Origin of the sequence: Saccharopolyspora sp. NPDC002686 (genome assembly GCF_040295745.1) — a bacterium.
In the GTDB taxonomy this organism is placed as follows: domain Bacteria; phylum Actinomycetota; class Actinomycetes; order Mycobacteriales; family Pseudonocardiaceae; genus Saccharopolyspora; species Saccharopolyspora oryzae.
Genome location: NZ_JBEOVY010000036.1, coordinates 1 through 14,053, shown reverse-complemented (window position 1 = coordinate 14,053; position 14,053 = coordinate 1). Strand labels below are relative to the sequence as shown.

Genomic DNA, 14,053 nt, shown 5'->3' with positions numbered 1-14,053 from the left:
GGCACCCCGTTACCGGCCCGGACACCGAATCGGCCGGTGAAGGAGCGCTCCGGATGTGCGAACTGTCTGCCATTCCCGGACTCGCCGATTTGCAGAAGCGGACAATCGGAGACGAGCGCATTCGCGTCGCCGTGTTGGACAGCCCGGTCGACTTGGAACATCCGGTGTTCGCCGACGCCAAGGTGCGGCAAGAGGCGCCGTTCTGGTCCGAGGACGGTGCCGGTAGCGCCGACGAAGCGCACGGCACAGCGGTGGCGAGCGTGATCTTCGGCGGACCGGACAGCGCGGTTCCGGGTGTCGCCCCTCGGTGCCAGGGGATCGTCATTCCCATCTTCTCCGCAGGACACGACACCACCTCGCAACTGGAGCTGGCCAGGGCCGTCGAATTCGCCGTCGACGCCGGCGCGCACCTGATCAACATCAGCGGAGGCCAGCTGACCGAATCCGGCGCCGCCGAGGACGTCCTGGCCAAAGCGGTGCGCTACTGCCAGGACCGCGGCGTGCTGGTGCTGGCGGCGGCGGGCAACGACGGGTGCTTCTGCATGCACGTGCCCGCCGCGTTGCCATCGGTCATCGCGATCGGTGCCATGGACGACGCGGGCCGACCGATGCCGATGAGCAACTGGGGACCGGCCTATCAACGTCACGGCCTGCTGGCCCCCGGCGAGAACGTTCGATGCGCTGTACCCGGCGGTGACGACACCCGCAGGAGTGGCACCAGCTTTGCCACCCCGATCGTGACCGGCGTCGCAGCGCTGCTGCTGAGCCGCCAGCTTCGCGCCGGCCGGGATCCTGATCCGCTCGAGTTGGGCGCCGCCCTGCTCGAGAGCGCGGACCCCTGCGAACTGGACGATCCCGTGGCCTGTCTCCGCTTCCTGACCGGGAAACTCAACGTGGAAAGGGCGATGAGCGTTATGAGCACCGATGAAACCGCGGTACCCGCAGCTACCGGCACCGAGATCGATCCGCAGGAAGATCCGCCGCAGGCGTGCGCGTGCGGCGGCCACGCCGAGGGCGGCGGGTGCACCTGTGCCGATGCGCCGGCCGATGACCGGCAGGCACCCGAAACCGCTGTGGTCGGCTCCCAGGAGGTACCCGACCTCGATGCGGTCGGTGCTCAGCGGACGCTCGAGACCGAGATGCCGCCGATCCCGTCGCGGAGCGCGTCACGGGCCCCCGAAGTGGTGCCGTCCGCCGAGAAATCGCACGCGTCACCGGTGTACGCGATCGGCACGCTGGGCTTCGACTTCGGCACCGAGGCGCGCCGCGACTCCTTCAAGCAGCAGATGCGGCCGAGGTGGGCGCCCGGTGGCACGCCGGTCGAGATCTCCGATCGCAGGATCGAGGAGGCGACCATCCGGCAGGTCAGGATCAAGACCTCGGGCGGGAAGCACACGATCACCGGTGGACAGCTCGAATCCGGGTACCTGATCGACGAGCAGAAGAAGACGTCGAAAGGCATCAGCGGCGGCAGCATCACCCAAGCGACGTTCGACTCCGGCGAGATCAAACCGGACGACGTGTACCCCGACCACCAGATGCTCGCGAATGCCACCATCACCAACGCCAACGTCAGCGGAGCGACGGAATCCATCCCGATCGCCGCCAACCCCTACGACCCGGAACAGATGCTCGCCCACCTGGTCAACAGACCGGATGAGGCCAAGGCGCTGATCTGGACCCTGAACGTCGAACTCACGCCGATCTACAGCTACGAACCGAGTGGCCCGTACGCGGCGGAGGTGTACGACGAGTTCATCCTGTTGCTGGCCGGCCAGTTGGCGGCGGACGGGCACAAGATCGCCAACGTGCTCAACGCCAATCGGAGGTTCGCGCACAGCCTTCCGAGGGCACCGGGTGGCCAGGGAACAGTCGCGCACATCGAACGCGTCGCCCTGGCGGGTCGTCTCACCGGCCGCACGGTCAAGTTGATGTCCGGCCAGACCGTGCCCGTCGTGAGCGCGGAGCAGCCACGCGGCGTGCTCGGCTGGGACGTGAGCAAGCTGATCGACGAGACCATCAACGCCGCTATCCGAGCTGCCCGAGCACAGGAGCTATCGACGGCGACGGGGGCTTCGGCAACAGACGACGCGGAACTGAAGAAGCAGATCAACGACATGCTGCGCGACTTCCTCAGCCGGATCTACTTCGACCTGCGCAACCTGGGGACGACGTCCCACGACCGGGCGCTGAACGCGGCCGCCACCTACGCCTTCCAGGCGGTCACGGCACTGTCCGGCGCCGCAGCCGAAGGGAAATCGCTCGACACCATCGATGTGGAGAAGAGCCCGTTCGAGCGCTTGGACAGCGACAGCTGGGACATCAAGTTGCGCTTCTTCGACCCGGAGGACAGCAAGCGGGCGAAGCGGGTCTGGCGCTACACCATCGACGTCAGCGACCTCGTACCGGTGCTCGTGGGCGAGCCTCGTACCTGGCAAGAGGCGTGATGACAGCACATCGGCGATGAAGGAGGTGCCGCACGATGTTCCCGATCCAAGCCCCGCCGGTCCCCCGGCCGGATCACGTGGTCGACCCCATGGTGCTCTACAGCGGAGTCGACATCGATTACGCCCAGTTGAGCGACATCCAGATCATCGAAATGCAGGCGACCCTCGCAGGTGACGCCAATTTCAACGACCCTCAGTGGTTCGCGACGCCCAGCGTGGAAGTGATGAGAGTGTCCGGTTGGCCGGGCGGCCGCTGATGGCTCGCGCGACCTCCGCGGTGGCAGAGATCGAGGACATCCCCGGTGTTCGGGAGCTCTGGCAGCAGACGCTCGGCGATCCCGACGTCGTCATCGGGCTCGTGGAGGGTTTGCCCGACCTGGCACATCCGTGCTTCGCCGGTTCCGGCCTGGGGGTGCTCGAACCGGATTGGTTGCCCGCGGTGGAGGTGGAAGACCCGTACGTCGAGCATGCGACGTTCGTGGCCAGCATGCTGTTCGGCCGGCACGACAGCCCGGTCCGCGGCTTGGCGCCGCGGTGCCGGGGACTCGTCGTCCCGGCGCTGCGCAACGAGGCCACCTCACTTGATCCGCTGAACGCGACCAGGTCCATCGACGCTCTTGTCAGCGCCGGCGCCGACGTCATCCAGTTCTCGGGCGCGCATCCGACGCTTTCGGGCGACACCAGCGACTTCTTCAAACGCGCGATCCGGCAAGCCGCGCAGGCCGGGGTCCTGCTGGTCGTACCGGCCGGGAACAACTACAACGAGAACGAGAACATCCCGGCGGTGCTGCCGGAGGTGCTCGCCGTCGGTGCCTTCGACCACGACGGCACCATGTTCAAGTTCAGCAACTGGGGTCCGCAGTACCACGACCACGGCATCACCGCTCCCGGCGACAGGCTGCGCGCCGCGTGGCCTGGGGGTGGCACCGCGGTCCACAAAGGTACGAGCATCGCGGCGCCGATCGTCACCGGCGTGGTGGCGCTGCTGGCGAGCCTGCGGCGCAAGCACGGTCTCGCGGCCAGCCCGCTCGCCGTGCGCGATGCGCTCGTCGACAGCGCAGCGCGGTGCGCGCCGGAACAGGCCCACGGCGAGCCGGAACGCTGCCTGACCGGCCAGCTCGACGTTCCCGCGGCGACCCGGCTCGTCCTCTCCCGCTGCTCGGTTGGCGGTTCGGTGCGGACCAGCGCCGCCACCGGGAGGGACACCGGCACCGACGCAGTGCGCCGTGCCGGCAAGAGGAGCGCGGCGCCCGCCCGACGGCGCAGGCAACTCGTGTACGCGTTGGGCGAGCTCGGCTACGACTTCGACAGCGAGACCCGGAGGGACTGGTTCGCCGAGGCGATCCGGCGGCGCCTCGGTCTTGCCTTTTCCGACCCCTACGACACCAAGCAGATGATCAGGTACCTGATGCTGGTTCCGGAGGCGGCGAAGGACCTGACCTGGGTGCTCCACCACCTGGACGACGGCCCTGGCTACGCGCTGCGGCCCGGCGGACCGTACGCCGACGAGGTCTACCGGCAACTCGTCCTCCTGCTGGCCGCCCAATCCGAGGAGGTCGCGGTGCGACCGTTCGAGGCGGCGGAGCATCGACCGAGCAACGGAGGCAGGGCGGGACAGGCGCAGCCGGCCGGGAGAACCGCTGCCGCCGGACCACCGGTCAGGACCATCGAACGGGTCGCCGTACCCGGTCACCTGGTCCACCGCACGGCCACGTTGCTCTCCGGCCAGCTCGTGCCGGTCGTGCAGATCGCGTACAAACGCGGTCTGTGCGGCTGGAACGTGGATCACCTGATCAAAGCGGCCATCGACGCGGCCGGCCTGGATGACGTGACCGCGGGCGGGGAACGGGGGCAGCTCGAAGCGTTGTTGCGCCAGTTCCTGGATCGGATCTACTTCGACGCGCGCAGCCTGGGGCGCGCCCCGGCGGACCGGGCGCTGAACTTCGCCGCCACGAACCCGATCCAGGCCGTGCGGGCGATGGCATCGTCGATGGCCGTCGGCATGACCCTCGAGTCGGTCGACGTCGAGAAGAGCCCCTACTGCCGCATCGGCAGCGAGTGCTGGGAGATCAAGCTCCGGTGCGTCGATCCCGACGACGACGACCGCGCGTTCAAGGTGTACCGCTACACAATCGACGTCAGCGATGTCGTCCCCGTCACCCTGGGCGAGGTCAAAGCGTGGTGGGAGAGCCGCGCGGACGTCCAGTCCGATGCTGTACCGCCGGTGGCTGAGGCGGCGCGGAAGCTCCCCGCGCCTGACAGATGATCACGACGGCGGTCGATTCGCAGCTCTTGGAGGCAGCCATGACAAGTCTTCGAACAGCGATCACGCTTCCCAACAACAAGAGCTACCTGTTCTTCGACGACGACACGTACCACCGGTACGACGCGGTGACCGGTGTGCGCGAGCAGACGAACCTAAGCGTTCCGGACAACTGGACCGGGCTCGCCCGCACACCGGATGCGTTCTTCTGGTGGGGAGCGGGGAAGGCCTACGCGTTCACCGGGGCCACTTACGTCCGGTACGACATGCCGAGCGACCGGATCGACCCGGAATACCTTCCGCCGAATCCACCGTTCGCCCTGGCCGGGAACTGGAAGGGGCTGCCCAGCGCATGGACCGCCGGCGTGGACACAGCCCTGAACCTCGGCAACGGAAAGGTCTTCTTCTTCAAGGACGACCAGTACATCCGCTACGACATCACGGCCGACAGCGTCGACCCGGGTTACCCGCTCTCCACAGCCGACCAGTGGCACGGCATGTTCCCCCGCGACCTCACGGCGGCCCTCCACCCGGGAGGGCGGTACGCGTACATCTTCCGCGACGGCAGGTACCAGCGGTACGACCTGGACGCGGACGTGGTCGACGAGGAGGACACCCTCCCCCCGGCATTCGACCCGTCACCACCAGGCGGAGTGGCACCAGCGCGGTTGCTCACTCCAGACCAGGCGAACAGCCTCACCCTCGACCTGATCGCGCGAGGAAAGGTCGCGCTCAGAGGCAGCAGCACGCCTGCGGTCGGTCAGCGGCTGATCGTCGAGCCGCCTTCCATCGACGGCATCAGGTACACCAACCAGATCAATCCGGCAGCAGGATTCATCGACAACGTCGACCAGCGAATGCTGATCGCGCTGTACCGGCTGACCAAGTGGATCAACGCCTCGGCTCCGGACGTGACCGAGCTCCTCCACCTCGGCATCGGGCACGGATCGGGCCCGCCGAACGACTGCCACAACCAAGGGCGCGCGCTGGACCTGTCCGGGATTTCCGGAACGCTCGACGGGGTCGCGTTCCGGAAATCGATCCTCACCGACTGGGGAAAACTGCCGGCACTTCCGGGCAGCAACGTCCGGATCTCACCCAGCGTGGACGCGTTGGCGTTCCAGCTCTTCTCGACCGCCTTCCGGTACGCGACCTACGAATGCGAGGCCAACGGCATCGGAAGCGCCAACAGGTGGCCGATGCCTGATCTGGGCGGCAGCGGTTTCGTCATCTACCCGGACTACGGTGGCGACATCGCCCTCAAACTGGCTCACCAGAATCACATCCACATGCAGGTGGGGAAGACGCTCGCCTGATCCGGGCGCCCGTCAGCTCTCCCGTTCGCCCTGCGCGACGGTGGTTTCGCCGGATTCGGTGCGTTCCGCGCGGCGCATGCGCACGAGCTTCCACAGCACCACGGCGAGCGCGACCGCCGCCAGCACCACCAGGACGGCGGCGTTCGACACCGTCGCGGAGACCCTGCTCAACCACTCCTGCGCGGAGAACTGGGTGTCCACATCGGACACGCTGCCGAGGTTCGCGGCGCCTTCGGTGAGCACGAACAGGATTCCGATCGCCACGAACACCAGACCGGAGATGATGTTCGTGGTGTGCAGGCGCAGTCGTCCGATGGAGACCTCTCGGCCGCGCACCCACGACCGCTCTCCGATCCGGAAGCGCTCCCAGAGCAGCGCCAGCAGGAACAGCGGGAAGGCCATGCCGAGGGCGAACACGGCGAGCAGGACCGCCCCGTAGAGCACCTCTCCCCCGGCCGCCGACACGGTCAGCACGCCGCCCAGCAGCGGGCCTGCGCAGAAGCCGGCCAGCCCGTAGACCAGGCCGAGCGCGTACACCGACAGCCCGGAGGAGAGCCGGATGCGCCCGGTCATCCGCTGCGCCGCGGAGATCCCGAAGCCCTTGCCGGAGATCTGCAGCAGCCCCAACGCGATCAGCAGCAGCCCGCCGACCAGGGTCACCTCGCTGCGGTACTCGGTCAGCAGCGAGCCGAACAGTCCGGCGGCGGCGCCGAGCGGGACCAGCGTGGTCACCAGCCCCAGGTAGAAGGCGGTGGTCCGGGCGACCAGCTTGCCGAACCCGTCGAAGGCGTAGGCGAAGAACGACGGCAGGAGCAGCGCCGAGCACGGGCTGACCAGCGTGAGCAGCCCGCCGAGGAAGGCGCCCAGGAGCCCGATCTCGGTCATCGAGCGGCCGTCCTGGCCTTCTCGATGGTGTCGATGAACCGGTCCAGGGGTTGGGCGCCGAGCACGGGGTTGCCGTTGATCAGGAACGCTGGAGTGGTCGGCACGCCGAGCCGGGACCCTTCCGCGGCGTCCGCCTGGACGGCGCCCAGCGTGGCGGGGTTGTCCATGTCCGATTCGAACCGCGGGATGTCGGCGATCCCGGCCTGCCCGGCGTAGCCGACGAGCTTCTCGCGCGGCAGCTCCGGGTGCCCGCTCTGCGGGGCGTCGCGGTGGACCACGTCCATGTACTGCCAGAACTTGCCCTGGGCAGCCGCGGCGCGCCCGGCCCTGGCGGTGTCGAACGACTCCGCCCCGAAGATCGGGAAGTCCCGCCACTCGATGCGCAGGACACCGGTGTCGACGTAGCGCTTGACCAGTTCGGGCTTGAGGTCCCGGGTGAACTTCGCACAGAACGGACACCGGTAGTCGGAGTAGTCGATCATGACGACCGGCGCGTCCTGCCTGCCGAGCGCCATCGGATCACCGGGCGTCCGCCGCGCCATCGTGGCGAACGGGTTGTCCTGCGCCTTCCCCTGCTGCTCCGGCGCACCTTCGTTCGAACGGCCCATCGGAACGAGCAGGTAGACCAGGCCTCCCACCACCGCGGCGGCGAGCACGCCCGCGATCACGCTCAGCCGTTTCCGCTGCGCACTTGCTCTGCCCACCGATGACCACTCCTTCGCACGCCTGGGCAAGCGCCTCTACCGCATCGCGCAGTAGATCGAGGCTGGGTCAGCGCACACCAACGACGCCCCCCGTGTTCCCCCCTTGGAACCAGGGTGCCCGCACAACGCCGGTTCAAATCGGCGCACCTCGGGTCGTGAGTGCTTTGGGGCGCTAGGACACCCCGAAACACTCACGACCGGGCAGCGGCTCAGGCGGTGATGAGGATCTTGACCTCGGTGTCGCGTCCGGACCGAGGAGGCGTTCGATTCCGCTGTCGACCACTTCGCGGAGGCGGATGCGGCTCGTGACCAGCGGCGACGGGTCGATCCGACCGTCCGCGACCGCCTCGATGACCGCCTGGAAGTCGTCCCGCGTGTAGGCGAAGCTGCCCGTGCACATCTTCTCGGTCGTCATGAGCCCGCCCGGATCGATGCGGGTCTTCTCCTTCAGCGGTTCGGTGGTTCCGGGACGACCGGGCGCACGGGATCGGTGCCGTCCCAGGTGCGGGCTTGCTCGATGCCGTGGGCGACCATCTCCCGGAGCCCCTCGCCCTGGATGTGCTCGAAGACGACCCCGGGCTGCTCCGGGGATTCGAGGTAGGCGATCCGCGTGCCCGATCCCTCCGCTGCGAACAGCACCTCCAGTCCCCGTTCGCGCGCCTGCGCGACCGACGCGTCGAGGTCGTCGGTGATCCAGGCGAGGTGGTGCGGGCCGAGCTTCGGGGCGCCGGATTCGTACGCGTACGGCGACGGCGTCGAGGACGTGATCTGCATGAGCTCGATCTGGAGCTCGCCCGAGTAGCCCATCGCCACGTCCATGGTGACGGTGACCTGCTGCCCCTGGTAGCGGCCGTCGAGCTCCACCCCGCGGAACACCGTCCACGGACCGATTCCGGTGTGCTGCAGCCAATACCGGATGCTGGCGTCGAGATCAGCGACCACGTATCCGACCTGCATCGCAGGTTCTGGCCGGTGCATCACAGGCTCCTCGCTCTCTCCGCCGCGTGCCGACCGGCGCGCCGACCGAAGAACGATCCCCCGCCGAGCTGTGAGCCGCTGGCGTAGCCCTTGCTGTCCTGCGCGATGGTGGAGGCGCACGCACCCGCCGCGTACAACCCGGGCACCTCGCTGCCGTCGGCCCGCAGCACCTGGCCGTCGACCGAGGTGGCCAGACCGCCCAGCGTGAATCCGGCGTACATCGCCTTGCCCAGCGACAGGTCGAACGCACCCCACGGCCCGGTGTCCTGCGGGGCCAGGAACTCCGGCTGCTTGTGGAAGTCCGGATCCTCTCCCGCGGCGGCGTTCTCGTTGTACCGGTCCAGGGTCGCCACGAGCGCACCTGCCGGAATGCCCAGCGCCGCTTCCATCTCCTCGACCGTCTCCCAGCCGTCGATGAACGGCACCAGCGGGTCGCCGCCCGCGCCGTCGGGCGCGGTCTCGGGAGGCCGCAGGTGCGCTTCGTCGACGATCAGGAACGCCGCGCTGTCCGGCTGGTCCATCACGAATCCGGAAGTGCGCGAGTGGTAGGAGTCCTCGGCGACGAAGCGCTGGCCGAGCTTGTTCACGATGATCCCGGTCAGCAGGATCGACGGCGGGTACGCGGGAGCGGTGATGAACGCCTGGTCCATGTGCTTGGTGGCCCCGCCGACCGACCGGCCGAGCCGGATGCCGAGCCCGTCGTCGTAGGTATTTCCCAGCACATAAGGTTTTTCGGCCAGCTTCGGCACGTGCTCGGCCACCATGTCGCTGTTCATCACGAAGCCGCCGGCAGCCAGCACGACCGTCTTGGCCCGGATGGTCCCGGTCTCGTCGAAGCGCCGCCACCTCGCGCCGACCACCGCTCCACCGTCGACGACCAGCGCCGTGGCGCCGGTTTCGCAGCGGACCTGCACGCCCAGCTCGTCGGCCCGCTTCAGCAGCAGCTCGGTCACCAGGCCTGCCCCACCGGTGTCACCGGGCACCGGCACCTTGTGGCCTCGTGGCGCGGGCACCGCCTTGTCCTTGAACGGCCACACCTTCTCGTTGCCCGTGTACATCAGCCCCTCGGTGCCGGGCTGGATGACCGCCTTCTCCGGGTAGTAGCTGCGCTCGAACTGAAAGCCCAAGCCCTCCAACCAGTTGAAGTGCTCGACGCTGCCGTCGCAGTAGGCCCGGATCTTGTCGTGCTCGGGCTCCCGCGACACCGCGACCAGGTACTTGTACATCTCATCCGGGCTGTCGCCGTGCCCCGTGGCTTCCTGCACGGCGGTGCCGCCGCCGAGGTAGAAGTGCCCGCCCGCCATCGCCGTGGTGCCACCCGGCGCTGCTGCTCGCTCCAGGACCACCACCCGCGCCCCGGCGGCCGCGGCGCTGACCGCGGCGCAGCCGCCCGCGATGCCGAAGCCGACGACCAGCACGTCGACCTCGTCGGACCATTCCGCTACGTCACCGGCATCGACGGTGTCGGGGATCTGTGCAGTCACCGCAACTCCTGGTTCGCATCGCGTCGAGGAAGCCGTCGACGCATTGTGCGACCTCTCGGACGGGTCGACAGGCGGCCAGTTCCGCTCATCGGGACCGCGGATTGAGATGAGCACCAGCCGCCCGGCCCTGGGCCCTCGCTGGGTCGCGGACCGTCAGCGCACCGTCGCGGGGCGTGCCCGCAACCCCGCGCCGGGCCGATTGGCCTGGTCAGAACGTTGCGAACTTAATGTTGCTTAACGTTCAGCTGGCGACTTAGGTTCACTGCGGTTTGGAGATCCGGATCACGTCAAGGGAGACTCGGCTGTGGAGATCGCGACCCGTCGCTCCGCACGCCGGCCGGGCACCGTCTCGGCGGCTGCGGTGGCCCGCGCCGCCGGGGTGTCCACGGCAGCGGTGTCCTACGTGATGAACGGAAAGGGCGGGGTGGCGCCGGAAACCCGCCGGCACGTCCTCGCCGTCGCCGAAGAGCTCGGTTTCCGCCCGCCGAACCGGGGAGAACCGGCCGATCCGAACCGCACCCGCGTCATCGGGCTGGTGCAGCCCAACATCATCAACCCGACCTACCCCCGGTTCGCGCAGAGCATCGTCTCCGCGGCCGCCGACGCCGGGTACGAGGTGTTCGTCGCGACGACCCAGGACGACCTCGAGACGCTGGGCAAGGTCTCCAACAGCCTGGTGCACCGCAACGTCGACGGGGTCGTCCTGAGCGCAGCGTTCCGGGAGGACGCCACCGCGTTGCGGACGCTGCGCGCCGCCCGGATCCCCTACGTCTACCTGTCGCGGCGATCCCAGTTCCTGGAGGGCGATTTCGTCGGCATCGACGACGCCGCCGCCGCGACGTCGCTGATGGAGCACGTGCTCGGGCACGGGCACACCGAGATCGCCGTCGTGATCGGACCGCGGTTCTCCTCGGCGTCGCTGGCCCGCGAACAGGCCTTCGTGGCGACAGCCCTCGCGCACGGCGTCGACATCACCGGCGACCGCAAGATCAGCACCGAGCTCAACAGCGACGGCGGCCGTCGTGCGGCGGAACGCCTGTTCGGCGGCGACAACCCGCCGAGCGCCATCGTGTGCGGCAGCGACGAGCTCGCGATCGGGATCCTGGAGCACGCCGTGGAGCACGGCATCCGGGTGCCCGAGGACGTCGCGGTGACCGGGAACGACGGCATCCCGCACAGCATGTCCGGGCTGATCGGGCTCACCACCGTGATGCAACCGCACGAGGAGATGGGCCGCGAGGCCTTCGGCATGCTCCTCAAACGCATCGAGAACCCGTCGAACAGCTACCAATCGCTGGTGTGCGCGCACCGCCTGCACATCGGCCGCACCTGCGGTTGCGAACCGACCGCGCAATCCCGCCGCTGAAGCGGATTCCCGAACGACCAACCCGATCCTCCGAGTCACCGGAGCACAACCGAAGGTCACGCCATGCCCGAAAACGCGCCGGAATCGGTGATGCGCTCGCCCGCCGAGCTCAACAGAGTCATCTTCCGCAAGCTGCTCCCGCTGCTCATCGGGGCCTACGTCATCAGCTTCCTGGACCGGACCAACATCGGCATCGCCAAGGAACACCTGCAGGTGGACCTGGGGATCTCGGCCACCGCCTACGGGATCGGCGCCGGGCTGTTCTTCATCACCTACGCGCTGGCGGAGATCCCGTCGAACCTGATCCTGCACCGGGTCGGGGCGCGGTTCTGGATCACCCGGATCATGATCACCTGGGGGCTGATCTCGGCCGGGATGGCCTTCGTGCAGGGCGAGTGGTCGTTCTACGTCATGCGGCTGCTGCTCGGCGCGGCCGAGGCCGGCCTGTTCCCGGGCGTCATGTACCTGCTGACGCAGTGGTTCACCCGCGCCGACCGCGCCAGGGCCAACGGCCTGTTCCTGCTCGGGGTGTCCGCGGCCAGCATCCTCGGCCCGCCGCTGGGCGGCCTGCTGCTCCAGCTCGGCGGGGTCGGCGGCATGCACGGCTGGCAGTGGATGTTCCTGATCGAGGGCCTGCCGGCCTGCTTCTTCGCCATCGTGGTGTGGAAGAAGCTGCCCGACCGACCGGAGAAGGCGAAGTTCCTGACCGCGGCCGAGGCCGAAGACCTGCAGCGCCGCATCGCCGCCGAGGACGAGGCGGGCGCCGAGGCCTCCGGCACGCACAGCATGCGCCAGGTGTGGCGGGATAAGCAGATCCTGCTGGTGGTCGCGGTCTACCTGTCGCAGCAGATCGCGGTGTACGCGCTGTCGTACTTCCTGCCGTCGATCATCGGCACCTACGGCCAGCTGTCCTCGCTGCAGATCGGGTTGCTGACCTCGGTCCCGTGGATCTTCGCCGGGCTGGGCGCGTTCCTGGTGCCGCGGCTGGCCACCGACGGCCGCAGCTCCCGCAAGCTGGTCAACATCACGATGGGCGGGATCTGCGTCGGCTTCGCGCTGGGCGCGGTCGCCGGTCCGGTCGTGGGGCTCATCGGGTTCTGCCTCGGCGCGTTCTCGTTCTTCGCGATGCAGCCGATCCTGTTCACCTTCCCCGCGTCGCGGTTGAGCGGGGCGACGCTGGCCGGCGGTATCGCGTTCGTGAACACCATCGGGCTGTTCGGCGGTTTCCTCGGCCCGTACGTGATGGGGGCGATGGAGGATCTGACCGGCAGCAAGCTGTCCGGGCTGTGGTTCGTGGTCGGCGTGTGCGCCATCGGCACCGCGCTGTCGTTCTTCCTCAAGCACGGCGACGCCGAAAAGCGTTCGTGACAACGGAATTCCAGGAAGGGTGCGAGAAGTGGATTTCTCGGGAAAGCGGGTGCTCGTCACCGCCGGTGCGAACGGCATCGGGCTGGCGATCGCCGGCCGGTTCGCCGGGCTGGGGGCCCGGGTGCTCGTCACCGACATCGACGAGGACTCGGTCCGGGCGGCCGAAGCGCGGGGGCTGGCCGCGCGGGTCTCGGACGCATCGAGCGAAGCGCAGGTCGAGGAGCTGATGGGCGCCGTGCGCGCTGAGCTCGGCGGCCTGGACGTGCTGGTCAACAACGCGGGCATCGCCGGTCCGACCGGGCCGGTGGAGACCCTGGACAGCGCTGCGTGGGCGCAGACCTTCGAGGTCAACGTGCACAGCCAGTTCTACTGCGTCAAGCACGGACTGCCGCTGCTGCGCGAGTCGTCCGAGGCGTCCATCGTGAACCTGTCCTCGGCGGCCGGCCGGCTCGGCATGGCCGGGCGCAGCGCGTACTCGGCGTCGAAGTGGGCGGTGGTCGGCTTCACCAAGACCCTGGCCATCGAACTCGGCCCGGAGGGGATCCGGGCGAACGCGATCTGCCCCGGCGCGGTCGACGGCCCCCGCATCCGCGCGGTCATCGAGGCCAAGGCCGAGATGCTGGGCAAGCCGGTCGAGGAGATCGCAGCCACCTACCAGGACCAGTCGTCCATGCGCCGGCTGGTCACCGCCGACGACATCGCGGACATGGCCGCTTTCCTGGCCAGCCCGATGGCCCGCAACGTCAACGGCCAGGCGATGGCCGTCGACGGCAACACCGAGAAGCTCTACTGACGATCCACTGTGGAGGTTTGACCCGGATGGCTACCACTCGCAAGGTCATCATCACGTGCGCGGTGACGGGCGCGATCCACACCCCGTCGATGTCGGAACACCTGCCGGTCTCCCCCACCGAGATCGCCGAAGCGGCGCTGGGCGCGGCCGAGGCGGGCGCGGCGATCGTGCACATGCACGCCCGCGATCCCGAGGACGGCAGGCCGTCGCAGGATCCGGCCCACTTCGAACCGATCCTGGCGCAGTTGAAGGCCCACACGGACGCGGTCGTCAACATCACCACCGGTGGCTCGCCGCACATGACGGTGCAGGAGCGGATGCGGCCCGCCGCGGAGTTCAAACCCGAGCTGGCGTCGCTGAACATGGGCTCGATGAACTTCGGCCTGCGCCGATCGTCCCGCTGCGCCGCCGCTTCTCCCGCGACGCGGCCTTGATCCGGCGGGAGAAGT

General features: G+C 68.7%; 13 protein-coding genes. 8 read left to right on the top strand and 5 right to left on the bottom strand.

Annotated elements, in window-relative coordinates; genetic code table 11:
* Positions 1–53: 53 nt before the first annotated feature.
* From ABTZ89_RS07345 to ABTZ89_RS07330, 4 genes are read left to right on the top strand one after another with little or no spacing between them, the layout of a single operon-like run.
* Positions 54–2,447 carry a S8 family serine peptidase gene (locus tag ABTZ89_RS07345; RefSeq protein ID WP_351041340.1) on the top strand — a complete coding sequence of 798 codons (2,394 nt, stop codon included), beginning with the start codon at positions 54–56 and terminating at the stop codon, positions 2,445–2,447.
* 35 nt (positions 2,448–2,482) lie between these two features.
* Positions 2,483–2,704 carry a hypothetical protein gene (locus ABTZ89_RS07340; protein ID WP_351041337.1) on the top strand — a complete coding sequence of 74 codons (222 nt, stop codon included), beginning with the start codon at positions 2,483–2,485 and terminating at the stop codon, positions 2,702–2,704.
* The gene (locus ABTZ89_RS07335) at positions 2,704–4,713 is read left to right on the top strand and encodes a cyanobactin maturation protease PatG family protein (protein ID WP_351041335.1); all 2,010 of its coding nucleotides are present in this window, start codon (positions 2,704–2,706) and stop codon (positions 4,711–4,713) included. The genes ABTZ89_RS07340 and ABTZ89_RS07335 overlap by 1 nt, the downstream gene beginning before the upstream one ends.
* A gap of 38 nt (positions 4,714–4,751) precedes the next feature.
* Positions 4,752–6,026: a hemopexin repeat-containing protein gene (locus ABTZ89_RS07330; RefSeq protein WP_351041332.1), complete on the top strand. Its 1,275-nt coding sequence runs from the start codon at positions 4,752–4,754 to the stop codon at positions 6,024–6,026.
* Between the two features lie 12 nt (positions 6,027–6,038).
* Here the strand turns inward: ABTZ89_RS07330 and ABTZ89_RS07325 are convergent, their stop codons facing one another.
* From ABTZ89_RS07325 to ABTZ89_RS07305, 5 genes are all read right to left on the bottom strand, one after another.
* A complete protein-coding gene (locus ABTZ89_RS07325) occupies positions 6,039–6,911 on the bottom strand; it encodes a cytochrome c biogenesis CcdA family protein (RefSeq protein ID WP_351041329.1) in 873 nt (290 codons plus the stop codon).
* Entirely contained in the window at positions 6,908–7,615 is a 708-nt protein-coding gene (locus ABTZ89_RS07320; protein WP_270947806.1) for a DsbA family protein, read from the bottom strand. The genes ABTZ89_RS07325 and ABTZ89_RS07320 overlap by 4 nt, the downstream gene beginning before the upstream one ends.
* A gap of 172 nt (positions 7,616–7,787) precedes the next feature.
* Positions 7,788–8,030, bottom strand: coding sequence for a hypothetical protein (locus tag ABTZ89_RS07315; RefSeq protein ID WP_270947807.1), 243 nt, complete (start codon positions 8,028–8,030; stop codon positions 7,788–7,790).
* A gap of 32 nt (positions 8,031–8,062) precedes the next feature.
* Positions 8,063–8,593 (bottom strand): VOC family protein, encoded by a 531-nt coding sequence (locus ABTZ89_RS07310; RefSeq protein ID WP_351041325.1) that lies wholly within the window; start codon positions 8,591–8,593, stop codon positions 8,063–8,065.
* Positions 8,593–10,077: an FAD-binding protein gene (locus ABTZ89_RS07305; protein ID WP_351041322.1), complete on the bottom strand. Its 1,485-nt coding sequence runs from the start codon at positions 10,075–10,077 to the stop codon at positions 8,593–8,595. The genes ABTZ89_RS07310 and ABTZ89_RS07305 overlap by 1 nt, the downstream gene beginning before the upstream one ends.
* Before the next feature lie 304 nt (positions 10,078–10,381).
* Here ABTZ89_RS07305 and ABTZ89_RS07300 point away from each other — a divergent pair, with 304 nt between their 5' ends.
* From ABTZ89_RS07300 to ABTZ89_RS07285, 4 genes are all read left to right on the top strand, one after another.
* Positions 10,382–11,443: a LacI family DNA-binding transcriptional regulator gene (locus tag ABTZ89_RS07300; RefSeq protein WP_351041319.1), complete on the top strand. Its 1,062-nt coding sequence runs from the start codon at positions 10,382–10,384 to the stop codon at positions 11,441–11,443.
* 63 nt (positions 11,444–11,506) lie between these two features.
* Entirely contained in the window at positions 11,507–12,811 is a 1,305-nt protein-coding gene (locus ABTZ89_RS07295) for an MFS transporter (RefSeq protein ID WP_351041316.1), read from the top strand.
* Positions 12,812–12,839: 28 nt separating this feature from the next.
* Positions 12,840–13,604, top strand: coding sequence for an SDR family oxidoreductase (locus ABTZ89_RS07290; protein WP_351041313.1), 765 nt, complete (start codon positions 12,840–12,842; stop codon positions 13,602–13,604).
* Positions 13,605–13,630: 26 nt separating this feature from the next.
* Positions 13,631–14,038: a 3-keto-5-aminohexanoate cleavage protein gene (locus ABTZ89_RS07285; protein ID WP_351041310.1), complete on the top strand. Its 408-nt coding sequence runs from the start codon at positions 13,631–13,633 to the stop codon at positions 14,036–14,038.
* Positions 14,039–14,053 lie beyond the last annotated feature (15 nt).

Coding starts and splice junctions, on each gene's coding strand:
- ABTZ89_RS07345 (WP_351041340.1), top strand. CDS start 54: ATGTGCGAACTGTCTGCCATTCCCGGACTCGCCGATTTGCAGAAGCGG.
- ABTZ89_RS07340 (WP_351041337.1), top strand. CDS start 2,483: ATGTTCCCGATCCAAGCCCCGCCGGTCCCCCGGCCGGATCACGTGGTC.
- ABTZ89_RS07335 (WP_351041335.1), top strand. CDS start 2,704: ATGGCTCGCGCGACCTCCGCGGTGGCAGAGATCGAGGACATCCCCGGT.
- ABTZ89_RS07330 (WP_351041332.1), top strand. CDS start 4,752: ATGACAAGTCTTCGAACAGCGATCACGCTTCCCAACAACAAGAGCTAC.
- ABTZ89_RS07325 (WP_351041329.1), bottom strand. CDS start 6,911: ATGACCGAGATCGGGCTCCTGGGCGCCTTCCTCGGCGGGCTGCTCACG.
- ABTZ89_RS07315 (WP_270947807.1), bottom strand. CDS start 8,030: ATGACGACCGAGAAGATGTGCACGGGCAGCTTCGCCTACACGCGGGAC.
- ABTZ89_RS07310 (WP_351041325.1), bottom strand. CDS start 8,593: ATGCACCGGCCAGAACCTGCGATGCAGGTCGGATACGTGGTCGCTGAT.
- ABTZ89_RS07295 (WP_351041316.1), top strand. CDS start 11,507: ATGCCCGAAAACGCGCCGGAATCGGTGATGCGCTCGCCCGCCGAGCTC.
- ABTZ89_RS07285 (WP_351041310.1), top strand. CDS start 13,631: ATGGCTACCACTCGCAAGGTCATCATCACGTGCGCGGTGACGGGCGCG.